Genomic DNA, 24,853 nt, shown 5'->3' on the forward strand with positions numbered 1-24,853 from the left:
AAAAATGGGAACAGCACAACCAGCCAAAGCAGGTTTTAAAAAGCTCGCCATTGCTGATGCGATGCAAGCCATGGGGATTTTGCCGATTTTAGTATTGATCGTCATCGTCTTTTCTTTTGTGGCACCAAACTTTATGACTGAAGCGAATATGATGAATATTACGCGTCAGGCATCAATCAATATTGTGTTAGCCGCGGGGATGACCTTTGTGATTCTAACAGGGGGGATTGATCTTTCTGTCGGTTCTATTCTTGGGGTGACAGCGGTTATCGGTCTTGTGAGCTCACTGAATCCCGCTTTAGCGGAATTTGCTGTGCCATTAGCCTTACTCGCAGGATTAGGCATGGGGGTTTTTAATGGGCTCTTAGTGGCGTATGCTGGACTGCCGCCATTTATCGTGACGCTTGGTACCTATACCGCATTACGTGGTGCCGCGTATTTAGTGGCAGATGGGACAACTGTTATTAACTCAAAAATCTCATTCAGTTGGATAGGCAACGGCTATCTCGGTTCGGTACCTTGGTTAGTGATTATTGCTTTCGCCGTGATTGCAGTGTGTTGGTTTATTTTACGCCGCACGACGCTCGGTACGCATATTTATGCGGTGGGGGGAAACTTACAAGCGGCACGTTTAACTGGGATCAAAGTCTCTTTAGTTTTAATCTTCGTTTACGCTACCAGCGGTTTATTATCTGGTCTAGGTGGCGTAATGAGTGCATCTCGTTTGTATAGTGCCAATGGTAACCTTGGTGTTGGCTATGAACTTGATGCGATTGCAGCTGTTATTTTGGGCGGCACAAGTTTCGTGGGAGGTATCGGTACAATTACGGGTACCCTCATTGGCGCTTTGATTATCGCTACCTTAAATAATGGTATGACGTTAATGGGCGTGTCTTATTTCTGGCAACTCGTTATTAAAGGTGGGGTAATCATCGTTGCTGTATTAATCGATAAATACCGTACTCGTTCAGCTTAACTATCCACTTCATAGGAGAAATTGTAATGAAATTAAAAACCTTAGCAGTATCTTTAATGTTAGCTGTCGCACCTTTCGCTCAAGCGAAAGAATTAAAATCTATCGGTGTAACAGTCGGTGACCTTGCTAATCCCTTCTTCGTGCAAATTGCGAAGGGGGCAGAGTTAAAAGCAAAAGAATTGGCGGGCGACAAAGTGAATGTGGTTTCAGTATCAAGTGGCTATGATTTAGGACAACAAGTAGCACAAATTGATAACTTCATTGCCGCCAAAACCGATATGATTATCTTGAATGCAGCAGATTCAAAAGGGATTGGACCTGCTGTAGAACGTGCGCGTAAAGCGGGGATTGTGGTGGTTGCTGTTGACGTAGCAGCAGATGGTGCAGATGCAACCGTGACATCAAATAACTACCAAGCGGGTGAAATTGCGTGCCAAACTATCGTTGAGAAATTAAACGGTAAAGGTAATGTTGTGATCATCAATGGACCACCAGTCTCAGCGGTGCAAGACCGTGTTCAAGGTTGCCAAGATGTGTTTGCGAAACATAGCGGTATCAAAGTGTTATCTCACAACCAAAACGCTAAAGGTAGCCGTGAAGGTGGGTTAGAGGTGATGACCTCACTATTAATTGCGCATCCGAAAATTGATGCAGTATTTGCGATTAATGATCCAACCGCGATTGGTGCTGACTTAGCCGCAAAACAAGCACAACGTAGTGAATTCTTTATTATGGGGGTGGATGGTTCTCCTGATGGTGAAGAAGCGTTGAAATTACCAGACAGTTTATTCCGTGGTACACCAGCACAAGATCCACAAGTGATGGCTGCAGAAGCGGTGAAAATTGGTTATGACATTTTACAAGGCAAACCAGCACCGAAAGATCCTGTGTTAATTCCAGTGCATTTAATCACTCGTGATAACATCAAAGACTACAAAGGCTGGACAGTAAAATAATCCAAACCTTTTGCTCCCCCTCTTTTCGAAGAGGGGGAAGCACTCATTAATGGCAGCGTTCGGCGGCAACAGAAAATAAATATCCCATGCCTCGAACCGTTTGAATGTAAGTTGGGGCTTTGGGATTTGGCTCGATTTTTTTACGTAACCGCATAATCAAAACATCAATAGTGCGGTCAAAAATTTCTAAACTTTCGCTATGGGTTAATTCCAATAGTTTTTCTCGTGAAAGCACTTTTTGCGCATGCGAAACTAAGGCATGTAATAAGGTATATTCACCCTGGGTTAGCTCGATTTCCTGTTTTTGTGGTGAAAATAATTTATGATTTTCGGTATCCAGCACCCAATGATTAAAAGTAAATCCTTGTTGGACATTGGGTGTAGTAAAGGGAGACGGTTGTTGGCGGCGTAAAGCGACTTTGGCTCTTGCAACCACAACACGAGGATAAAAGGGTTTCGGGATGTAATCATCTGCGCCCATTTCTAAACCGACCACGATATCGGATTCAGAGTCTAAACCACTCAACATAATAATTGGCGCAGCGCTCAGCGTTTTTAGACTTTGGAGTAACACAAGCCCGTTGACATCAGGCAAAATTAAATCAAGAAAAATAAGTGAAAATTGTGTTGTCTGTAATAACGCCAAAGCTTGTGTTCCTGTTTGTGCAGTGACAACAGAATAGCCATGCTCTTCAAAAATATCTGTAAGGAGTTCACAGATTTGAACATCATCATCAATAACAAGAATAGCGGTAGATTGTGGCATGCAAAGACTCATTTATTGAACACAGAATGGATAAAGTATATATAATTTCTGGGTGAAAGAGTATTCATCAATAAACAAAATTAACAATATGAGGTAAGTATGCGCATTGGAATTGATTTAGGTGGCACAAAAATTGAAGTGATTGCCCTGTCAAATGAAGGAGAAGAATTATTTCGAAAACGGGTAGCAACACCAAGAGGTTCTTATGAGGCAACACTTGAGGCAATTAAAGGGTTAGTTGACGATGCTGAACAAGCAACGGGACAGACGGGAACGGTTGGACTCGGTATTCCAGGGACCATTTCACCTTTTAGTCATAAAGTGAAAAATGCCAATTCAGTCTGGTTAAATGGTCAGCCATTAGATAAAGATTTATGTGCGTTACTGGGGCGCGAAGTGCGTATTGCGAATGATGCAAATTGCATGACTGTATCAGAGGCGACAGATGGTGCGGGCGCAGGGAGTGAAGTGGTATTAGCGTTGATTTTAGGTACAGGTTCTGGCTCGGGCATTGCGATTAATGGTAAGCCACACCATGGGGGAAATGGGATTGGGGGTGAATGGGGACATAATCAATTGCCTTGGATGGACGAAGAGGAATTAGATGTTGCGCGTCGTCACCAATGTTATTGCGGTCGTCATGGTTGTGTCGAGCAATTTGTGTCAGGTACGGGGTTGTGTGATGACTATGAGCGCCGCTCTGGTCAACGTCTGAAAGGTGATGAAATCTTAGCGTTGTCTGAACAAGGCGATGAAATCGCCGAACAATCTCTGCAAGCCTATGAACGTCGTTTGGCAAAAGCGTTGTCGGCTTATGTGAATGTGTTAGATCCTGATGTGATTGTCTTTGCAGGAGGTGTATGTAATATCGATCGCCTTTATACCAATGTGCCCAAGCTAATGCCAAATTATATTTTTGGTAAAGAATTCCATACGCCAATACGCAAAGCATTACATGGCGACTCCAGCGGAGTGAGGGGGGCGGCATGGCTATGGCCAGTAGAGAAATAAACGGCAAATTGTCTGAGCATTAACCGCACTTTTTGTGATCGGAAAGGGGAAAACAGCATGAAGCGTTCTGAAATTAATCAAGTCATTCGTGAAGCAAAAGCATTAATGCAACAACATTGCTTTCATTTACCAGAATTTGCACAGTACAGTTTAGCAGACTGGCAGACCCAAGATCTGCTTGCACAACAAGAAGTATTAGAAGCACGTCTTGGTTGGGATGTCACGGATTTTAATCTACATAATTTTGCTCAGTTTGGTTTAACCTTATTTACAATTCGCAATCAGTCTTCCACGAATAATAAGCCTTATGCTGAGAAAATTATGATGGTCAAAGAAGGGCAGATTACTCCGATGCATTATCATTGGAAAAAAATGGAAGACATCATTAATCGTGGTGGCGGTACTTTAGCCATCCGATTATACCAACGAGATGAGCAAACGGATTTATTAGATGAAAAAGCGGATATCCAAGTAACAGTTGATGGTAAGTGCCTCACCGTTAAAGCGGGGAGTGTGATCAAATTAAAACCAGGGCAAAGCATCTGTTTGACACCATTGTTATATCACAGTTTTTGGGCTGAAGAGGGCGTGGTATTAGCGGGAGAAGTGTCAATGGCGAATGATGACTTAACCGATAATCGCTTTTTAGAACCATTAGGGCGCTTTTCTCAAATTGAAGAGGATGAACGCCCAATCCATTTATTGTGCAGTGACTATCAGCATTATTTAACAGGAGTATAACATGGCATTATTGAATTTGAAGTCGATTCTTGCAGTCGCAAATCAACATAAATTCGCAGTAGGCGCATTTAATGCAATTGATTCTAATTTTATTGATGCGGTCTTTGCCGCGGCGCAGCAGCAACAGGCTCCCGTCATTATTAATGTGGCAGAAGTGCATTTAAAATACATTGATTTAGAACCTACAGTGGATTACATCAAGAAAAAAGCAGCACTAGCTGGTGTCCCAGTATGCTTAAACTTGGATCATGGTTTGACCTTCCCAACCATTGAACGTGCGATTAAGTGCGGTTTTTCTTCGATTATGTTTGATGGCTCACAATTGCCTTACGCAGAAAATATTGCCCAAACTCGTAAAGTTGTCGAGCTTTGTCAAAACTATGGCATTTCCGTTGAAGGCGAGCTAGGAGCTGTCGGTGGCGATGAAGGTGGTGCATTAGAAAGTAGTGCTAATGTCGCACTATATACTAAAGTAGATCAGGCAGTGGAGTTTGTTCGTGAAACAGGCATCGATGCACTCGCCGTTGCGATTGGTAATACACACGGTAAATATAAAGGTGTGCCAAAATTAGATTTTGAACGTCTTGAACAAATTCATCACGCGGTCCCAGTGCCATTAGTCTTACATGGGGGATCTGGGTTGAGCGTAGAAGATTTCCAAAAAACCATTCAACGTGGGATCTGTAAAATTAATTTCTTTACAGGTATGTCACAAACGGCATTGCAGAGTGTCACGCAAGATATTAATAACAGTGAACTGGATGCGAAATATAACTATTACCTTATTATGATGAATAATATGCAACAAGCCATCAGCCGTACTGTTGCAGAGCAAATGCAGATTTTTAATAGCATCAATAAGGCACAGCTATATGCAGGTTCGTAACGGTATTTTAGCCATTGGTAATTTATTAGTGGATAGAACGCTAGTGATTTCCGACTATCCACAGGAATCTATGTTAGCCACCATTTCAAACGTGGAATTACATTGTGGTGGTGGCTGTACGAATGTGTTGTTTAATCTCGATAAGCTGGATCCCGATTTACCCCGTTTTCTTGCTGGTGCTATTGGCAAAGACAGCGAGGGGGCGTTTATTTTGCAGCACGCTCGCCAGCATCATATTAATGTCGAACATGTTGTTACTTCACATCTGCCTACTTCATTCACTGATGTGATGATCAATTCTCAAACAGGTGACCGCACTTTCTTTCATTATGTTGGGGCGATGGCGGAATATGGTTCTGAGCAAGTTTTGCAAATTCATCATCCTGCTAAAATCGCGCATATTGCTTATCTGCCGTTATTGCCACAATTTCTCAATGTGGAAAAACTGAAAGCCACTCTCACCCAACTGCATCAACAAGGGTTTCTGATTTCTATCGATTTAGTTTCCGTTTCAGATAAACACATTTTTACTCAACAGATTCGCCCAATATTACCGTTTGTGGATTATGTGATTATTAATGATGTTGAGGCAAAATGGTTAACGGATTGTGAACATTTGGCGTCAAATCAAACGACATTGCAACAGATGGCAGAGCACATCATGGCACAAGGAGTACGTCAAGCCGTGATTGTGCATGATCCAAAATGGGCAGCAGCTACCAATAAACAAGGCGAAAAAATTGCAGTACCTTCTTATTGGGTAGAAAAGAAACAGATTGTGAGCACTCTTGGCGCAGGCGATGCGTTTTGCACAGGAGTCCTATATGGTTTGCATCATGACTTGCCGTTACAAGAAGTTTTAAGACTCGGTCACGGATTAGCGTATTTCAATTTGTTTTCTATTTCGGCAACAGGTGGCGCAGTAAGTTATGAAAAGTTACAAAGCTTTATCGCAAATCAGAAGTAAGGATTGAGGGGTGAATTATGTATATCGGTATTGATTGTGGGACGCAGGGAACGAAAGTCATTGTAGTCGATAGCCGTCAGAACAAGGTCATTGGGATAGGCTATGCGCCCCATCAACTTATTGAAAATACGGATGGTCGCCGTGAACAGCAACCACAATGGTGGACAGAGGCATTATTGACGGCTTTTAAACAGGCGATAAACGTTGCCAACATTGACCCGCACTTAATTAAAGGCATTGGCATTTCAGGGCAACAGCACGGGTTAGTGATGTTAGATGAGCACGATCAGCCGTTATACAACGCTAAACTTTGGTGTGATACCGAAACAGCAGCGGAAAATGACGAATGTATTGCGTTATTAGGCGGGCAAGAACAGGCTTTCGCAAAACTCGGTATTATGATTCAAACAGGGTATACGGCGTCAAAGATTCTGTGGTTTAAAAAACATTATCCAGAACAATATCAACGCATTGCCAAAATTATGTTGCCTCACGATTACCTCAACTATTGGCTTACGGGCAATTTTTGTATGGAATATGGTGATGCCTCAGGTACGGGGTATTTTGATGTGGTGAAACGCGAATGGCAACTTGAGGTATTTGCTTTGCTCGCCCCAGAATTAGATCCACAAAAAGTGTTGCCACCATTATGTTCTGCGCAACAAAAAATAGGCAAAGTTCGCCCTGAAATTGCCACGCTATTAGGCTTGTCCGAAAACGTTATTGTTTCAACTGGTGGTGGCGATAATATGATGGGGGCAATCGGCACGGGCAATATTCAGCAAGGTATCGTCACCATGAGTCTTGGCACATCGGGTACGCTTTATGCTTATACGGATAAGCCATTGTTGAACTTGCCGATGGAAATTGCCAATTTCTGTTCAAGTACTGGGGGCTGGTTACCGTTAGTGTGCGTGATGAATATGACTTCCGCCAATAAAAACTTGATGGATTTATTGCAAATTGATGTCGCGAAGTTTAACGAATTAATCCAGCAAAGCCCCATTGGCGCAGAAGGTATTACGATTCTACCTTTTTTCAACGGGGAACGTGTCCCACCGTTACCACAGGCCAAAGCCAGTATTTTAGGGGTAGATGCGGCTAATTTCACCCAAGCGAATTTATGTCGTGCGATGATGGAAGCAGCCAGTTTTACTTTACGCTATGGTTTAGATTTATTTCGTCAGGCAGGCTTATCAACATCACAAATCCGCTTAATTGGTGGGGGGGCGAAAAGTGCGGTTTGGCGACAAATGATCGCGGATATCATGAACACTGAAGTGGTCTGTTTGAAAGAGGAAGAGGCTGCCGCACTTGGCGGTGCAATCCAAGCGATGTGGGCAAATGGTGAAGGAGAGTTAACAGCGTTATGCCAAAACTTTGTCCAGATTGATGCACAATCGGTTGTTCAACCAAACTCAAGAAGTGCGGTGCAATATGAGCAAGTTTATGCGAGGTATGTCCAGTTATTGAAGACATACTATTAAGGTATTGGGGAAAAGCGCGTTATGGGTAATCAATAACGCGCTTTTTTATTTTATGATTTGGATATTACCAAGTAATTGCTAACCCTACATTGCTGTTATAGGCATGACGTTTTGCTTGGCTTAAACGATATTCTTTGTGGAATCCGCCGTAGATGGCAAAATTAGGATTTACTTTGACTTCTGCTTGAATGCCCACTTCCGCCCAAGTTTTTGCATAGTGCTCACGATAGTTTAATTTATCGATTTGAACAGAGTTATTTGCGACAAAATCTTGCCAGACATTAGCAGATAACGTCAGGGTATGACGAGCATGATGATGTGTTAACTTAGTTCCAATTTTACCACGAACACCATAGCTTTTATCCGCTTGGATATTCACCCAAGCCTGTTGTAAAGCGTTTAAACGCAGTACTTGTGAGACAAGCTGCGCATGTGGTTCAACAGACCACGCATTGTGGAAATGAAAGACTTTTCCACTGGTTAACGACAACAATGCGTTGAGCCCTTTTTGTGATAAATGGGCTTGAGCAGTTGGCTTATAGTGGTTTTTGAATTGTGCAACTTGTGCCAGTACGTTGAAATAGGCCTGATTTTTCCAATAGGTGTTGTAATACAAACCGAGCATATTCGTTTTCGTTTTCCCAGCGCTAATGTGTTCGTATGCAGTTTTACCATGATAACGGTGTGTAAAGCGATCAAAGAAATCTTGTTTTGCGGAACCTGTTGCAATATACACGCCTGATTCATGTGAGATATCACCAACCTGATAACGCGGGAAATGATAACCGACTTGAATCAGATCCAATTGTTGTTTGAGTTCGAATGCGTTTTTGCCGTTTAATGAGAGATTTTTACTAATAAATTTACTCCAGAGCCCTTTTTGTGTAGGTAAGTGAGTTGGATGTAATGTTGTGGTTGCATCCGCAACGGCATAGGCTAATTCCAAGTTCGCACGTGGCATTTGCACATAAGCCGATGGGCTAGTGATTGCAGCAAAAACGAGATCCTCATAGCTTGGCTTGATAGCTGGTACGGACGGAGTATTGGTACTGTCCGTGGGAGTGACTGAGGTCGTATTTGAGTTTGAGACTGGTGGCATAATGATCGCGGAATGAGGGAGCGTTGGGGTCACATCAGCAGGATTGATAGCGGGTACTTTCTCATTTTGACCTGTTGTCCCAACTAATTCTGCGGTGATTTCTGTATGGTTGCGAGCTATATCTGTGTCACTGACCTCTATTTCAATTTCTTCAGCATGAACATTTGCGGCAAAAGGCAGAGCAAAAAAAGCACTGAATAATAAATATTTTAATGTTTGGGTGTGATTAAGTTGAGAGTATTGTTTTTTAGATTTCATTATGTACTCCTGAGATTTATTATTTAGGGTATTTTTTATTAATATCATGTTTATTTTGGAATGTTTTTTCAGCAATAAAATGCTTGCCAGAAAAACAGGCGATATTTTAGCGACCAAATAATCGCTAAGAAAGTCGTAATTGATTGATATTTAATCTAATAAGTTTATTTTTTATCAGTTTTTTGATCTCGCGCCTATTCTTTACGTGAACAAGACGAGTCTGTCAGGCGCCTATTGTTCTTATGATCAATTTCCAACAAAATCGTGTGTAATACTTTGTCCAACGCGCACTCAGTGATAAACTAATCAGCAATTTTTTCTCTTTATAAACCGTTTTTAAAACTTAACAGGTATATCAATGCGTACAAGTCAATATTTATTCTCAACCTTAAAAGAAACGCCAGCGGAGGCGAGTATTGTTAGCCATCAATTAATGTTGCGTGCGGGGATGATTCGTCCGTTAGCATCAGGGCTTTATACTTGGTTGCCGACTGGTTTGCGTGTGTTGAACAAAGTGGAAAACATTATCCGTCAAGAAATGGATAAAAGCGGTGCATTAGAAGTGAAAATGGCGGTGACTCAACCTGCAGAACTTTGGCAAGAGTCTGGTCGTTGGGAAGAGTATGGTCCTGAATTGCTACGCTTTAAAGATCGTGGTGATCGTGATTTCGTGATTGGGCCAACTAACGAAGAAGTGATTACCGATTTAGTGCGTCGTGAATTGAGTTCTTATAAGCAACTTCCATTAAATTTATATCATATTCAAACCAAATTCCGTGATGAAGTTCGTCCACGTTTCGGCGTAATGCGTTCTCGTGAGTTTGTGATGAAAGATGCGTATTCTTTTCATACGTCACACGAATGTTTACAACACACTTATGATGTGATGTATCAAACTTATTCAAATATTTTTAACCGATTAGGTTTAGATTTCCGTGCGGTACAAGCGGATACGGGTTCAATCGGTGGTAGCGCATCACATGAATTCCAAGTGTTAGCGCAAAGCGGTGAAGATGATGTGGTATTTTCAACAGAGTCAGATTTCGCAGCAAACATTGAATTAGCTGAAGCAGTTGCATTAGGTGAACGTGGTTCGGCAACAGAAGAATTACGTTTAGTCGATACCCCAAATGCAAAAACGATTGCAGAATTAGTTGAACAATTTAATCAACCAATTGAAAAAACCGTGAAAACCTTAGTAGTTCACGCAACGGAAGAAAGCGGTCACAAATTAGTGGCGTTATTAGTGCGTGGTGATCACGAGTTAAACGAAATCAAAGCTGAAAAAGTGGATATCGTTGCAAGCCCATTACAATTTGCAACAGATGAAGAAATTCGTGCGGTAGTCGGTGCGGGTACTGGTTCTTTAGGTCCAATTCATTTACCAATGCCAGTGATTGCAGATCGCACTGTTGCGAATATGGATAACTTCTCTGCAGGGGCAAACCAAGATGGCAAACATTATTTTGGAATTAACTGGGAGCGTGATTTGCCAGTGCCACAAATTGCAGATTTACGTAATGTAGTGGAAGGCGATCCAAGTCCAGACGGTAAAGGTGTGCTACAAATCAAACGTGGTATCGAAGTCGGTCATATTTTCCAATTAGGGACTAAATATTCAGCCGCGATGAATGCCACGGTACAAGGTGAAGATGGTCGTCCGCAAACAATGATTATGGGGTGTTATGGTATTGGTGTCACACGTGTGATCGCAGCAGCAATCGAACAGCATCACGATGAGCGCGGTATTATTTGGCCAGAAAATATTGCCCCATTCAAAGTGGCAATCGTGCCAATGAATATGCACAAATCAGAAAGCGTGCAACAATTTGCCGAAAAATTATACCGCACTTTAACGGCACAAGGCGTGGAAGTGATCTTTGATGACCGTAAAGAGCGTCCAGGTGTGATGTTTGCGGATATGGAATTGATTGGTGTGCCACATATGATCGTGATTGGCGAGAAAAACCTTGAGAAAGGCGAGATCGAATATAAAAATCGTCGTTCAGGTGAAAAAGAAATGATCGCGAAAGATCAATTACTTGATGTGTTAACAGCAAAATTTAACCAATAATCTGAATAGCAGATAACAAAAATGCGAGTATTTAACTCGCATTTTTTATGTTTAAAATTTAACGTTGGATTATTTTCTTGCCAACGGCGGTACGAACGTTAAACCTAAGTCCCAAGGTTGTTCAATCCACGTATTTTGTGGAATATCAATGACATAGTCATCCACTAATGGTGCACCCGCAGGTTTAGCGAAAACAGTCACGAATTTTGCTTTTGGATACATTTCACGAATTGCACGTGCCGTATTGCCCGTATCCACTAAATCATCCACCACGATAAAGCCTTCACCATCACCTTCTGCGCGGTGTAATACTTTTAATTCACCTTGTTCAACGTGATCGTGGTAGCTTGCGATACACACAGTTTCAACGTGACGAATACCTAATTCACGCGCTAAGACTGCCGCAGGAAATAAACCACCACGGCTGACGGCGATAATCCCTTTCCATTGAGAAGCGGGTAGTAAACGCTCTGATAATTTGCGTGCGTGCATCTGGAACATATCCCACGTCACGACATACTTTTCGCTCATAAACACACCTTTTTTGAAAATGAAGGGGCAATTTTGCCCAGAAAATAAAATTGCGTTAGGATAACCTGAAATGGCCTTTTATGCTATAATTTCGCCGATTTTTTTCACTTTTTTAGCGATAAAATAACAATAACAGGCTTTACGATAGGAGGAATTATGTCTGAAATTCAATCATTAGCACCGAAACTATTGTGGAAATGGTTTGCCCAAATTTGTGCTATTCCACACCCATCTTATAAAGAAGAACAACTTGCACAATTCATTGTGCTTTGGGCAAAAGGAAAGGGGTTTTATGCAGAACGTGATGAAGTCGGTAATATCCTGATTCGTAAACCTGCAACAGCAGGAATGGAAAACCACATCCCCGTCGCATTACAAGCTCACTTAGATATGGTGCCACAAGCAAATGAAGGCACGGTTCACGATTTCGCAAAAGATCCAATCCAACCTTATATTGATGGCGAATGGGTAAAAGCAAAAGGGACAACACTCGGGGCGGACAACGGTATCGGGATGGCATCGGCTCTCGCGGTATTAGATAGCGATGAGTTAGCGCACCCTCCGCTTGAAGTATTGCTAACGATGACCGAAGAAGCTGGCATGGAAGGTGCGGTTGGTTTACGTCCAAATTGGTTACAAAGTGAAGTGATGATCAATACGGATACTGAAGAAAATGGTGAAATTTATATTGGTTGTGCGGGTGGAGAGAATGCCAATATTTCGCTGGAAATTGAGCGTAAATTAAATACATTTGAGCACAGTTACCAACTTGTCTTAAAAGGCTTGTCGGGTGGTCATTCAGGTGGTGATATTCATACTGGACGAGCAAATGCAATTAAAGTCCTTGCTCGTTTTTTAGCGAAATTGACACAAGATGAGCCACAATTTCAGTTTGCATTAAGTGACATTCGTGGTGGATCGGTGCGCAATGCAATACCACGAGAAGCTTTTGCAACTTTAGCATTTAACGAAGGGCTAGCCACTCTGAAAAGTGCGGTACAGGATTTTGAAATGTTACTCAAACATGAGTTGGCTCATGTTGAACCAAACTTGACTTTTACTTTGCAGCCAGTTGAAAAAGCCGATACGGTGTTCTCACAAGTCACAACACATAAAGCGATTCATTTATTTAACGTGTTACCAAATGGGGTGATTCGTCAGAGTGATGTACTGGACAATGTGGTTGAAAGCTCATTAAGTATTGGTGTGTTACGTACTGAAGAAACGCATATCAAAGGGACGATTTTGATTCGCTCATTGATCCACAGTGGCAATCGTTATATTGGCAGTTTACTCAAATCATTAGTGTCGTTAGTCGGTGCTGAAGTTGAACTGAGTGGCTATTATCCTGGTTGGGAACCACATAATGATGCTCCTATTGTGACCTTAACAGAGAAAGTGTATGCCGATGTTTTAGGCTATGAACCCGTGGTAAAAGTGATTCATGCGGGACTAGAGTGTGGATTGTTGAAGAAAATTTATCCAAATATCGATATGGTGTCGATTGGGCCAACGATTCGTAACGCGCATTCTCCTGATGAAAAAGTCCATATTCCTGCGGTACAAACCTATTGGGCATTATTAACCAAACTGTTAGCGGCATTACCGAAGAAATAAGAGAATTGACACTTGAGCATTGCGGTCAACTTGTTGTCAGGTTGATCGCATTTTTAGACAAGTAAGAGTTCAATATCCATTTCATTGATTTTTTCTTGTGCATTAATTAACAATGATTTATCACAAATAATTTGATCAAACACGTCTAATGGATAAAGCAAGAATGTGGCGACTTTGCCATATTTTGATGAGTCAGTGACCAAAACATTACGTTGGCTAGCTTGGACAATGGCGCGTTTTACAGGTAATTTATTTTCATCTGGTGTAGTTAAACCCTGTAAATTCCAAGATGATGTTGAGATAAATGCCATATCAATGGAAATATTACGTAAGAACTGTGCAGAAAGTTCGCCGACAGAAGAACGGTTTTCTTTGCAGACTCGCCCTCCTGTATGAATCAGATCACAACGACCATTCGCGATAAGAAAATCAACAATTCCAAAATCATTAGTAATAATTAACAAATCGTCTCGTTCTGCAATTTGCTTTGCAATTTCTAACGTTGTGGTTCCTGCATCTAAGTAGATCGTTGCGTGAGTAGGAATACGCTCAGCAGCAGCAAGACCAATAGAGGCTTTTTGTTGGTGGAAAAGCAGTGATTTGTCATCACGTGTGGGTTCAGACACTAAACGCTCTAAAAGTTGCACTCCGCCTGATACGGAAACCACTTTTCCTTTTTCTTCTAGTTTTTGAATATCACGGCGAATAGTCATATGGGAAACGCCCATAATGTCGACTAAATGTGTAATTCGCATGATGCCTTGTTGATGAATTAAGTTAAGAATTTTTTTCTGACGTTCGGCAGGGATTAACATTATTTTACATCCATTCCTTTAAATACTCGTCAAATTATACGCCGATTTCATTATTTTGTATAAAAATTTCACGAGCTAAACGGATATCTATATTTATTTAACAAAAATTAACATTTATTTGTTAATTTTTGAGATCTGGATCGCAGATTTATTTGTTAAAAGTAGGCAATATAAAACATAACAGGCTATCCGTTCAAAAAATAAGTGGAGGAATTTATGAGTCAACCTTTTTCAGTCGCGGTCATTGGGTTAGGAGCAATGGGCATGGGGGCTGCACAATCTTGTATTCGTGCGGGATTGAAGACATACGGCGCCGATCTTAATCCGACAGTACTAGACAAGCTTAAAGCCGAGGGAGCCACAGGGGTCGCCCAAAGTGCGGTTGAATTTGCTCAAGCGTTAGATGCGGTCGTGCTATTGGTTGTGAATGCTCAACAAGTCAACGCTGTTTTATTCGGTGAAAACGGACTGGCAGCACATCTACGACCTGGTACAGTCGTGATGGTTTCTTCTACCATTTCTGCACAAGATGCTCAACAAATTTCACAAAAATTAACATCATTGGGGTTACTCATGTTAGATGCACCGGTGTCTGGTGGTGCAGCAAAAGCCGCGGCAGGTCAAATGACCGTCATGGCGGCAGGACCTCGACAAGCTTTTACGAAGTTACAGCCTGTACTCGATGCTGTTGCGGGTAAGGTGTACAACATTGGTGAAGAAATTGGGTTAGGTGCCACCGTCAAAATTGTGCATCAATTATTGGCGGGCGTACATATTGCAGCAGGCGCTGAAGCGATGGCACTGGCAGCTCGAGCGGGGATTCCCCTCGATTTAATGTATGACGTTGTTACGCATGCAGCAGGTAATTCATGGATGTTTGAAAACCGTATGAAACATGTTGTAGAAGGCGATTATACCCCGTTATCCATGGTGGATATCTTTGTAAAAGATTTAGGATTAGTTACCGACACCGCCAAATCGCTTAAATTCCCGCTTCCACTTGCAAGTACGGCTTTCAATATGTTTACCGCAGCCAGTAATGCTGGCTATGGCAAAGAAGATGACAGTGCGGTGATCAAGATTTTTAATGGGATTGATTTACCAAGTAAAAAAGGAGAAGCGTAATGTTAGGTGTGATTGCAGATGACTTTACAGGGGCGAGCGATATCGCGAGTTTCTTAGTGGAGAATGGGCTGAAAACCATTCAGATGAATGGCGTACCGCAGATGACGTTAAAAAGTGATGTGGATGCCATTGTTATCAGTTTAAAGTCTCGCTCTAACCCCGCGACAGAGGCGATTGAGCAATCTTTACAAGCATTAAAATGGTTGCAAAAAAGTGGTGGTAAGCAATTTTATTTTAAATATTGTTCGACGTTTGACAGTACAGCGAAAGGCAATATTGGTCCTGTGACAGATGCGTTGTTAGACGCATTGCAAGATGATTTCACGATTATTTGTCCTGCTTTGCCTATCAATAGTCGTACCATTTTTAATGGATATTTGTTCGTAGGTAATGTGTTATTGAATGAGTCAGGGATGCAGAATCATCCAATTACACCAATGACGGATGCAAATTTGGTTCGTTTAATGGATAAACAAGCACGTGGTAAAACGGGTTTAGTTGGCTATTCAGATTTAGTAAAAGGACCTGAATATGTGAAAGCACGCTTTGCCGCATTGAAGCAACAGGGTTTTCGTTATGCGGTTGTGGACTCCGTAGACAATTCCCAGCTGGCGATTTTGGCTGAAGCGGTTGCCGATTTCAAATTAGTGACCGGGGGTTCAGGATTAGCGGCGTATATGGCAGCGCGTTTGAGTGGAGGCAAAAAAGGCGAAAATGCCTTATTGCCGACCCGTGCAAAAACGGTCGTGTTATCAGGTTCGTGTTCTGTGATGACCAATAAGCAAGTGGCAAATTATGCAGAAAAAGCACCGCACTTTTACTTGGATGTCGCACAAAGTCTGACCCATCCACAATATGCAGATGAGTTGGCGCGTTGGGTTATCACCAACTTACATCATGATTTGGCACCGATGGTCTATGCGACCGTTTCACCGACTAAATTGAAACAAATTCAAGCGGAATTTGGTGCAGAGCAAGCCAGTCAAGCAATTGAAAATACGTTTGCACAATTAGCCCAAAAGCTCAAAGAGGCTGGTGTTGTGAATTTTATTACAGCAGGTGGCGAAACCTCGAGTATTGTGGTGCAACAATTAGGCTTTACTGGTTTTCATATTGGTAAGCAAATTGCTCCAGGGGTACCTTGGTTAAAAGCGCTTGATGAAGATGTTTTCTTAGCGTTGAAGTCTGGTAATTTTGGTACAGAAGACTTTTTTGCTGTTGCACAAGGAATGTTTATATGACAGAGCTTGAACAAAAAATTGAAATGGTGAACTTAGCACGTTCGTTATTCGAGCGAGGTTACACTGTTGGAGGGGCTGGTAATTTATCTGTTCGTCTTGATGCTAAACGTATTTTAGTCACCCCTACAGGCTCATCGTTAGGGCGTTTAGAGGCAGACAGTTTATCGGTGATTGATATGAACGGAACATTGTTATCTGGTAAAAAACCGTCGAAAGAATCCGTTTTCCATCTTGCGATGTATAAAAAGAACCCTGACTGTCATGCAATTGTCCACTTGCACTCCACTTATTTAACGGCGTTATCCTGCCTTAAAGGGCTAGACCCAGATAATGCGATCCAAGCGTTTACGCCTTATTACGTCATGCGTGTAGGGAAACTACCCGTTATTCCTTATTACCGACCTGGAGATAGCCATATTGCGCGTGAATTGAGTGAACGCGCCTTATCTGGTAAAGCATTTTTGTTGGCAAATCACGGTGTAGTGGTGACAGGTAGTGATTTAGTGGACGCAGTGGATAATACTGAAGAGCTAGAAGAAACGGCGAAGTTGTATTTTCTTTTGCAAGGACAAAACATTCGTTATCTCACCGAGAGTGAAGTCGCGGATCTCGAAAATAGAGGAAAGTAAGATGCCAAAATTTGCAGCAAATTTAACTATGATGTTCACTGAAGTGCCTTTTTTAGACCGCTTTGAAGCTGCGGCTAAAGCAGGATTCAAATATGTTGAATACTTGTGGCCTTATGATTATCCCGCCACGGTTCTAAAAGAAAAATTAGACCAATATGGGCTCAAACAAGTGTTATTTAATACAGCAGCGGGCAATGTTGATGAAGGGGAATGGGGCGTGTCGGCTATCCCAAACCGCGAAGCAGATAGCCACCGAGATATTGATTTGGCCTTAGAGTATGCGTTGGCACTAGGGTGCCCAAGTGTACATATTATGGCAGCAGTGGTACCCGAAGGAGAAGATCGAGAACGTTATAAACACACCTTCGTTAAGAATATTCGTTATGCCGCAGAAAAATTTAAGCCACATGGGATCAATATTTTATTAGAAGCCTTGAGTCCACAAGTTAAGCCAAACTACTTGTTAAAAAGCCAGTTTGATACATTGGAAATCGTGGAGTTAGTAGACAGAGAGAATGTATTCATTCAGCTTGATTACTTTCATGCACAAAATGTGGATGGCAATTTATCACGCTTAACGGATCAACTAAAAGACAAGATTGCACATATTCAAATTGCTTCAGTCCCAGATCGTCATGAACCTGATGAAGGGGAAATTAACTATCCATATCTTTTTGATAAATTAGATCAAATTGGTTATCAAGGATTTGTAGGGTGTGAATATAAACCAAGAATTGAAACCGTAGCGGGTTTAGATTGGTTTAAACCTTATCGAGATCAATAAGATAGGGGGAAATATGCGTTATCAATTATTGTCTTACCCATTAGATGTACAGGATCCAGGATTTCCTGGTGAACCAACACTGACTTATGATATTTGCACAAGTATTGCGCAAGGCGATGCCTATAACAGCGCAATGGTACATTTATTTAACCACTTTGGTACACACTTTGATGCGCCTAAGCATTTTAATCCCAATGGGCTGTCCATTACCGAATTGCCTTTAACTCAATTTATTTATGAAAAGCCGCTATTGATTGATGTTCCGAAGCTGCCTGGCTCATTAATTGAGCCAGAGGATCTGGCACCTCATTTAACTGAAATCCAACAGGCTGATTGCTTACTCATCCGTACAGGACTGGAACGGCTTAGATCAACGCATCCACAACAGTACGCTGCAGAGGGCGGTGCAGTTAGCATTCAAGCGGCAAAATATTTAATTGATCAGGCGAGTCATTTAAAAGCGATTGGTTTTGATTTTATTTCGCTTGCTTCGCCAGCTAATGCGGAACATGGTGTGGAGGCACATCAAGTGATGTTGGGCATGTATAAGACACACTTTATTTGCATTATTGAAGATATGAAGTTGTCTCAGGTGAACAAAGAAGGCTTGCAACGCGTATTAGCGATGCCTTTATTGGTCAAAGGTATTGATAGTGCACAAGTCACTGTACTTGCAGAGGAAGTTTGATATGAACGTAACAAAACATTATGTCTGGGGAAGTGTATTCCTTTTATTCACTTTCTTGGCGGCATACTTAGCGTCATCCATTGATCGTGATTTTGGTCGTATTGAAGTGAGCTCTGTCAGTTTTATGACGGAAGAAATGCAACCTATGGTCGCGAAGTTATATCGCCCAGTGTCTGCGACAGCAGAGACGCCAAAAGCGGGTCTCTTAGCGTTACATGGCTACCAAAGCGATAAAGAAGCCACCAGCACATTCGGTGCGTTGGAACTGGCAAAGCGTGGATTCGTTGTGTTAGCAATTGATCATTTTGGTCATGGTTACTCAACTAAATTGCCCGCTTCAAATAAAAATATGAGTGGTGCAAATAATGGTTATCACTATTTAAAATCCTTACCTTTCGTTGATAAAACTCGCCTAGGTGTATTTGGTCACTCAACTGGTGCGTTGAATGCCATTCGCGTGGCAAAAATGAATCCTGATCATAAGGCAGTGAATGGACTCAGTAGTAATGGTGGTGATATGACATTACATAATTACTTATTAACACAAGGACGCTATGAAGAAATCGGTGGTTATCGTGAAAGAACATTCCCTGTTAAAGAGCTGGTCACTCATCCTAAGCGTTTGGCTGCGTTCGGATTGGGGGAACAAGAAACGTTAAAATGGGACCATACCTATGGTGATTTTAACGATGGTTCAGCGCGTCGTGCGGCAATGGTTGATGGGACACACCTTGGTGTGATGATTGCGGCAGACAGTAATAAAGAAGCAATTTTATGGTTTAATCAAGCATTGCAAGACGGTGAAAAGGGTGCCGATTGGATTGATCCAGACATGCAAACTTACTGGTATAAAGAATTTTCTGGTTTATTTGCGTTAGCTTCCGCATTGATCGCCGCGCTCTTTTTTGCAAGTGGCTTACTAAATACCACATATTTTGCTGCTGCACGTCAAGCAGTGACAGAAAAAACAGCAGTTTCAGATAAACAATGGTGGGTATTTGCAGTCGTGAACATTGTCTTGACGATATTGCTTTATCCATTGTTTACTCAATGGGGAGGAGCAAATGAACCTATTGCATCAAAAGTGAGTTTTATGCCACTAGAAATGGGTAATGGGATCATCTTGTGGTTAGTCGTGAGTGGGCTTGTTGGGCTAATACTATTTAGTTTATGGAAAAGAACGGTACCGATTTCGCTTGCAGAATTTGGCGTGACGAGTAATTCTTCTGTTCTCTCGACCAGACAAGTGATTGCTCGCCACTTATTATTAAGTGTGATTTTGGTGTTAGGTTTGTACTTATTCACTAGCCTCATTTATCAATATTTGAACGTAGAATTACGTTTCTTATGGCCATTATTAAAACCATTAACAGCAGAACGCTTTAATTTGTTCTTTGTTTATTGGTTACCTATTTTAGCCTTTTTCTTCATCTTTAATGGGCTGATTGTCTCTGTCCAAATGAAACAAAAACTGTCTTCGTCTTTTCTCTCTACTTTCGTTACGTGGAGCATTAAAACGATCATCTTCGCTACAGCTGGCTTAGTGATACTGTGGCTCTTCCATTTTGTGCCTGATTTTATGCAAGTAGGTCCTGGTTTTGATCGTGTAGGGTTATCACAATTTGGTGGACGTTGGATGATGATGTTAGCGGTCATTATTCCTCAGTTCATTGTGTTTACCTTGATTAACCATTGGTGCTATTTAAAAACGGGTTACATTTATTTAGGGGTATTTTTCACCTCTCTCTTAATGACTTGGGTGTTAGTGGGGGGACAAGTAATTGGTCGTTTTCTTGCTTAATGCATAGTTAATTATCACATCGTATACATGAATAGAAAATGCCCTGCGGTGAATGGGTAGGGCGTTTTCTACGTCAAAAACAGTAAAAACGCACAAAAAGGCAGCAAAAGTGCGGTTGGAAATCGAGGAGAAAAAGGATGAAAATCGTCATTACAGGTGGACAAGGTTTTCTTGGACAACGTTTAGCGAAAGCATTATTGTCCCACACGCATATCATGCTTGAAGAGCTGATTTTAATAGATGTTGTGAAGCCACATGCCCCTAATCATGATCCCAGAGTACGTTGTTATGAAATGGACCTTCGTCAGCCTGAGGGATTAGACACCATTATTGATCATCGTACAGATGCAGTATTTCATTTAGCCGCAATTGTGAGTAGTCATGCGGAACAAGATCCTGATTTAGGCTATGAAATCAACTTTCTTGCGACACGTCATTTATTAGAGGTTTGTCGTCGTCAAAATCCTCACATTCGTTTTATTTTTAGTAGTTCTTTAGCAGTATATGGTGGAATGTTACCTGATGTAATTCAAGATCATACTGCCGTGACGCCACAATCTACATATGGTGCTCAAAAAGCGATGTGTGAATTGTTGATCAATGACTATAGTCGTAAGGGATTTGTCGATGGCATCGTATTGCGCTTACCTACAATTTGTATTCGTCCAGGTAAACCTAACAAAGCGGCTTCTTCTTTTGTTAGTAGCATTATTCGTGAGCCGTTACATCAAACAGAAGCAATTTGCCCAGTGTCAAAAAAACTGAATCTATGGCTTTCAAGTCCAAATACGGTTGTCAATAACTTCATTCATGCACTGCAACTACCTGCCTTACCTGCTCGTGATTGGCATGTGATTAACCTACCTGGTTTTACAGTTAGCGTTGAACAAATGCTTGCTGATCTCGTGAAAGTCAAAGGAGAACAGATTCTGCAATATGTGAAATTTGAGTTTGATGAAAACATTAATCATATCGTGGCGAGTTGGCCTGCTGCGATTCATTGTTCACAAGCATTGAGTTTAGGTTTTACAGCGGATCAAAACTTTGCTGATGTGATTCAACAATTCATTCAATGTGATATGTAACAGGAGGCGTTATGTTCGGATTACCTACTCCAATTATTGGGTTATTAATAGCAGTATTCGTATTGGTGTTTTTAGTATTAAGAACGCGTGTACATGCGTTTATTGCGATGTTAATTGCTGCCGCCATCGCAGGTTTAGTGGGAGGCATGAGTGTTGATAATACATTGAGTGCAATCACTAAAGGTTTTGGAGGCACATTAGGTGGTATCGGGATTGTCATCGGTCTTGGCGTAATGATGGGAAGTATCCTCGAAGTATCGGGTGCAGCAGAAAAAATGGCATACAGCTTTATTAAATTCTTAGGCAAGAAAAAAGAAGAATGGGCATTAGCCATTACTGGTTATATTGTCAGTATTCCTATTTTCGTTGATTCTGCATTTGTGATTCTCTATCCCGTTGCCAAAGCCTTAGCAAAAAATGGTAAACGCTCGCTATTAACCTTAGGTGTGGCACTCGCAGGTGGATTAGTTGTTACTCACCATACTGTTCCGCCTACACCAGGTCCATTAGGTGTAGCAGGTTTGTTTAATATTGATGTCGGAGCAATGTTATTAGTCGGTATGGCGATGGCGGTACTCCCTGTGGTAGGGATTGTGTTGTATGCAAAATGGCTAGATAAAAAATATCCAACTTTTAACCAAGAAGTATTTACTCAGGAAGAGTTAAAACAGAAATATGATGATTACATTGAAAGTCGTGAGAAAAAAACATTACCGAGCTTAAGCCTATCCTTGTTGCCTATTTTGTTACCAATTGGCTTAATTTTTATTAAAGCGATCTTAGGTTTAATGTCAAAAAATCATCCTACATTGGCAGAAAATACTCTATATCAATTCTTCAATTTTATTGGTCATCCAATGATTGCTTTAGCCATTAGTGTGTTAGTGGCTGTGTATACGTTATTGCCAAAAGCCGACAAAACAACCACTGCATTACATTTAGAAGAAGGCGTGAAGACAGCAGGGATTATTTTATTAGTCACGGGTGCAGGTGGGGCATTAGGGGCAGTATTACGTGATAGTGGTGCAGGTAAAGAGCTGGCAGAGCAAGTGGCTGCATTACCGATTTCGCCTATTTTAATTCCGTTTATTGTTTCTACTTTAGTTCGTTTTATCCAAGGTTCTGGTACTGTCGCGATGATTACTGCAGCCTCAATCTCGGCACCCATTTTAGCGCAGATTCCAGGCGTCAATATGCTGCTCGCTGCTCAGGCTGCCACAATGGGATCATTATTCTTTGGTTACTTCAACGATAGCTTATTCTGGGTCGTGAACAGAATGATGGGGATCAATGATGTGAAGAAACAAATGATTGTTTGGTCTGTACCAACTACAATTGCTTGGGCAATTGGAGGAAGCACCGTTATTTTAGCAAACTTAATTTGGGGGAGTGATGGCTCGATTACAGACTTATTCTTACCACTTGGTGTATTAGCGATGATTCTCGTTTACGTTAATGTACAAAGCAAAAAACTGTAATTAACTGAATTCATGAATAGCAACACTCTCTTTGATTTGTTGCTATTCTTTTGTGGAGACATAATATGTTAAGAAAAATGTTCATGTTATCTTGTGCGACAGTGGGATTGTGCGGTACCGCTTCTGCACAGATCCCCGATGTTCCTCAACATCCTCAATTCATCAACGCGACACTGCTTGCCGAAGTGACAGAAAAGGGGGCTAAAGTGACAGGGATTGCACTGGAGTATGAAGATAACGTATTTTCGGGTACCGATTTACGCCAAATCTACCAAATTCAGACCGCACTTGAACAAACTGAGCCTCAAACACGTACTTTATTAAGTGCCTATGTGAATGATAAGCCGACTACAGCTCATCAAGCAAAACCAGGGCGTTTTGTTATTCTTGAATTAGATGAGCGTGATAAGAACGCTGACTTCTATTCATTAAGAGTAGAAAATAATCAACCCATGAAGTTTAAAGCAAAAGATCACATGGGTCAGTTGATCGATATTGAAAAAGTACAAGCTAATCGTGTGCCAGAATTTTATGAGGATAAGCTTGTGTATAGGATAAAACAAACAGGGTTATTAAAATTAACCAATGGCAAAACGCTGCAAGCAAGTGAAATCACACAACACGCGACGAAACCACACATTAAAACACGTTATATCGATGATTTCTCTGCTCATCGTGTTACGCTCAATACTACAGATGAAGGATTATTGTATCGCTTTTACAAACCCAAAGTAGAAAAAGGGAAAACCTATCCATTAGTTCTCTTTTTGCATGGTTCAGGACAAGTGGGGCAGGATAACTTGGCTCACTTGTTATCGAGCAAAGGCGCAATCGCTACGTTACCATACGAAGAGAGTTTTGTCTTAGCGCCACAGTATGCAACAGTCTTCGATCCTGCGGATAAGCAAGGTATCCATTGGCAAACCCATCATCGCCATCAACTTGTCTTTAAGATGCTTGATGAGGCAATAGCAAATCACCCGGCGATTGATAAACAACGTATTTATATTATTGGCTTATCTCGTGGTGCAGAAGGTGGATTATATTTATTGCAAAAACGACCGCACTTTTTTGCAGGGGCGTTGTTAATGAGTGGACGAGAAGCGAATACGTTAGAGTGGATTGATCGTCAGGGAACAGCAGAAAGTTTAGCGATGTTAAAAAATGTGCCAATGTGGTTTTTCCACAGTGTTGAAGATAAAGTATCACCTGTTGAAGGTTCACGTATCAATTATCGTCTTTTGAAAGATGACGTGAAATCAATGAAAGTAAAATATACTGAATTTAGTGTACAACAAGCAGGGGATAATGGCATTGTCAATAGTAACCCACATAACACATGGGATGCAGTTTTTAACAGCCCTGAAGCCATGATGTGGCTATTAGATCAGCGCTTATCTCATGCGATAAAGTAATGCTAATGTATACATTCGTATAAATAAAAATAAGATATTTTTATAGTTAAAAACCTGCATGTAGCAACGATAGCTAGATAAAAACGTATGTAATAATAACACATACGTTTTTTATTTATTTTGCGAGATGATGAGCGTTTGTGAACAAAAAAGCGTACCTTTTGGGTACGCCTCTTTTCAATATGTCAATGTCAAACGAAATTATTTGATAATTTTCGCTACAACACCTGCACCAACTGTACGACCACCTTCACGGATCGCAAAGCGTAAACCTTGGTCCATCGCGATTGGGTGAATCAAGCTTACAGTCATCTTGATGTTATCACCAGGCATTACCATCTCTACGCCTTCTGGTAATTCAATTGTACCTGTCACGTCAGTTGTACGGAAATAGAACTGTGGACGGTAACCTTTGAAGAATGG

General features: G+C 41.4%; 23 protein-coding genes. 18 read left to right on the plus strand and 5 right to left on the minus strand.

The features are described 5' to 3' along the window. Window positions 1-4: 4 nt before the first annotated feature. Both ACWIT3_RS09155 and ACWIT3_RS09160 read left to right on the plus strand, forming a co-directional pair. Entirely contained in the window at window positions 5-976 is a 972-nt protein-coding gene (locus tag ACWIT3_RS09155; RefSeq protein ID WP_046339242.1) for an ABC transporter permease subunit, read from the plus strand. Window positions 977-1,002: 26 nt separating this feature from the next. Beyond that, window positions 1,003-1,932: an ABC transporter substrate-binding protein gene (locus ACWIT3_RS09160; protein WP_457162387.1), complete on the plus strand. Its 930-nt coding sequence runs from the start codon at window positions 1,003-1,005 to the stop codon at window positions 1,930-1,932. 46 nt (window positions 1,933-1,978) lie between these two features. On the opposite strand, the gene ACWIT3_RS09165 is transcribed toward ACWIT3_RS09160, so the two are convergent. Further along, on the minus strand, window positions 1,979-2,698 hold the full coding sequence (locus tag ACWIT3_RS09165) for a response regulator (protein ID WP_457162388.1): 720 nt from the start codon (window positions 2,696-2,698) through the stop codon (window positions 1,979-1,981). A gap of 99 nt (window positions 2,699-2,797) precedes the next feature. Between ACWIT3_RS09165 and mak the strand changes: the two genes are divergently transcribed. From mak to xylB, 5 genes are read left to right on the plus strand one after another with little or no spacing between them, the layout of a single operon-like run. After that, a complete protein-coding gene (mak, locus tag ACWIT3_RS09170) occupies window positions 2,798-3,709 on the plus strand; it encodes a fructokinase (protein WP_457162389.1) in 912 nt (303 codons plus the stop codon). Window positions 3,710-3,766: 57 nt separating this feature from the next. Further along, entirely contained in the window at window positions 3,767-4,450 is a 684-nt protein-coding gene (locus tag ACWIT3_RS09175; RefSeq protein ID WP_457162390.1) for a D-lyxose/D-mannose family sugar isomerase, read from the plus strand. 1 nt (window position 4,451) lies between these two features. Next, window positions 4,452-5,336, plus strand: a complete 885-nt coding sequence (locus ACWIT3_RS09180) for a ketose 1,6-bisphosphate aldolase (RefSeq protein ID WP_457162391.1) — start codon at window positions 4,452-4,454, stop codon at window positions 5,334-5,336. Continuing rightward, complete coding sequence (locus tag ACWIT3_RS09185) at window positions 5,323-6,303, plus strand: adenosine kinase (RefSeq protein ID WP_457162392.1); 981 nt, start codon at window positions 5,323-5,325, stop codon at window positions 6,301-6,303. Before ACWIT3_RS09180 ends, ACWIT3_RS09185 begins: the two co-directional genes overlap by 14 nt. 17 nt (window positions 6,304-6,320) lie before the next feature. Next, a complete protein-coding gene (xylB, locus tag ACWIT3_RS09190) occupies window positions 6,321-7,790 on the plus strand; it encodes a xylulokinase (protein WP_457162393.1) in 1,470 nt (489 codons plus the stop codon). Between the two features lie 64 nt (window positions 7,791-7,854). On the opposite strand, the gene ACWIT3_RS09195 is transcribed toward xylB, so the two are convergent. Beyond that, a complete protein-coding gene (locus tag ACWIT3_RS09195; RefSeq protein WP_457162394.1) occupies window positions 7,855-9,147 on the minus strand; it encodes an autotransporter outer membrane beta-barrel domain-containing protein in 1,293 nt (430 codons plus the stop codon). A gap of 358 nt (window positions 9,148-9,505) precedes the next feature. Between ACWIT3_RS09195 and proS the strand changes: the two genes are divergently transcribed. Further along, window positions 9,506-11,221 carry a proline--tRNA ligase gene (proS, locus tag ACWIT3_RS09200; protein ID WP_457162395.1) on the plus strand — a complete coding sequence of 572 codons (1,716 nt, stop codon included), beginning with the start codon at window positions 9,506-9,508 and terminating at the stop codon, window positions 11,219-11,221. A gap of 69 nt (window positions 11,222-11,290) precedes the next feature. On the opposite strand, the gene gpt is transcribed toward proS, so the two are convergent. Beyond that, the gene (gene gpt / locus ACWIT3_RS09205) at window positions 11,291-11,752 is read right to left on the minus strand and encodes a xanthine phosphoribosyltransferase (protein ID WP_457162396.1); all 462 of its coding nucleotides are present in this window, start codon (window positions 11,750-11,752) and stop codon (window positions 11,291-11,293) included. A 156-nt stretch (window positions 11,753-11,908) separates the two neighbouring features. Between gpt and ACWIT3_RS09210 the strand changes: the two genes are divergently transcribed. After that, window positions 11,909-13,369, plus strand: coding sequence for an aminoacyl-histidine dipeptidase (locus tag ACWIT3_RS09210; RefSeq protein WP_457162397.1), 1,461 nt, complete (start codon window positions 11,909-11,911; stop codon window positions 13,367-13,369). A 53-nt stretch (window positions 13,370-13,422) separates the two neighbouring features. Here the strand turns inward: ACWIT3_RS09210 and ACWIT3_RS09215 are convergent, their stop codons facing one another. Then, a complete protein-coding gene (locus ACWIT3_RS09215) occupies window positions 13,423-14,184 on the minus strand; it encodes a DeoR/GlpR family DNA-binding transcription regulator (RefSeq protein ID WP_457162398.1) in 762 nt (253 codons plus the stop codon). A 216-nt stretch (window positions 14,185-14,400) separates the two neighbouring features. On the opposite strand from ACWIT3_RS09215, the gene ltnD reads away from it, so the two are divergent. From ltnD to ACWIT3_RS09260, 9 genes are all read left to right on the plus strand, one after another. Next, entirely contained in the window at window positions 14,401-15,309 is a 909-nt protein-coding gene (gene ltnD / locus ACWIT3_RS09220; protein WP_457162399.1) for an L-threonate dehydrogenase, read from the plus strand. Further along, on the plus strand, window positions 15,309-16,550 hold the full coding sequence (otnK, locus tag ACWIT3_RS09225; RefSeq protein WP_457162400.1) for a 3-oxo-tetronate kinase: 1,242 nt from the start codon (window positions 15,309-15,311) through the stop codon (window positions 16,548-16,550). Before ltnD ends, otnK begins: the two co-directional genes overlap by 1 nt. After that, window positions 16,547-17,179, plus strand: a complete 633-nt coding sequence (gene otnC, locus ACWIT3_RS09230; protein ID WP_457162401.1) for a 3-oxo-tetronate 4-phosphate decarboxylase — start codon at window positions 16,547-16,549, stop codon at window positions 17,177-17,179. Before otnK ends, otnC begins: the two co-directional genes overlap by 4 nt. A gap of 1 nt (window position 17,180) precedes the next feature. Next, the gene (otnI, locus tag ACWIT3_RS09235; protein WP_046339227.1) at window positions 17,181-17,963 is read left to right on the plus strand and encodes a 2-oxo-tetronate isomerase; all 783 of its coding nucleotides are present in this window, start codon (window positions 17,181-17,183) and stop codon (window positions 17,961-17,963) included. Window positions 17,964-17,976: 13 nt separating this feature from the next. Then, a complete protein-coding gene (locus ACWIT3_RS09240; protein ID WP_457162402.1) occupies window positions 17,977-18,651 on the plus strand; it encodes a cyclase family protein in 675 nt (224 codons plus the stop codon). Window position 18,652: 1 nt separating this feature from the next. Beyond that, window positions 18,653-20,452, plus strand: coding sequence for an alpha/beta hydrolase (locus tag ACWIT3_RS09245; RefSeq protein WP_457162403.1), 1,800 nt, complete (start codon window positions 18,653-18,655; stop codon window positions 20,450-20,452). 137 nt (window positions 20,453-20,589) lie between these two features. After that, window positions 20,590-21,537, plus strand: a complete 948-nt coding sequence (denD, locus tag ACWIT3_RS09250; RefSeq protein ID WP_457162404.1) for a D-erythronate dehydrogenase — start codon at window positions 20,590-20,592, stop codon at window positions 21,535-21,537. A gap of 11 nt (window positions 21,538-21,548) precedes the next feature. After that, window positions 21,549-23,015, plus strand: coding sequence for a GntT/GntP/DsdX family permease (locus tag ACWIT3_RS09255; RefSeq protein ID WP_457162405.1), 1,467 nt, complete (start codon window positions 21,549-21,551; stop codon window positions 23,013-23,015). A gap of 65 nt (window positions 23,016-23,080) precedes the next feature. Beyond that, the gene (locus ACWIT3_RS09260) at window positions 23,081-24,430 is read left to right on the plus strand and encodes an alpha/beta hydrolase-fold protein (RefSeq protein ID WP_457162406.1); all 1,350 of its coding nucleotides are present in this window, start codon (window positions 23,081-23,083) and stop codon (window positions 24,428-24,430) included. A 201-nt stretch (window positions 24,431-24,631) separates the two neighbouring features. On the opposite strand, the gene ACWIT3_RS09265 is transcribed toward ACWIT3_RS09260, so the two are convergent. Beyond that, window positions 24,632-24,853: EF-Tu C-terminal domain-related protein (locus ACWIT3_RS09265; protein ID WP_042611807.1), on the minus strand; the 222-nt coding region annotated here is incomplete at its 5' end.

The organism is Pasteurella sp. P03HT, from assembly GCF_054052285.1.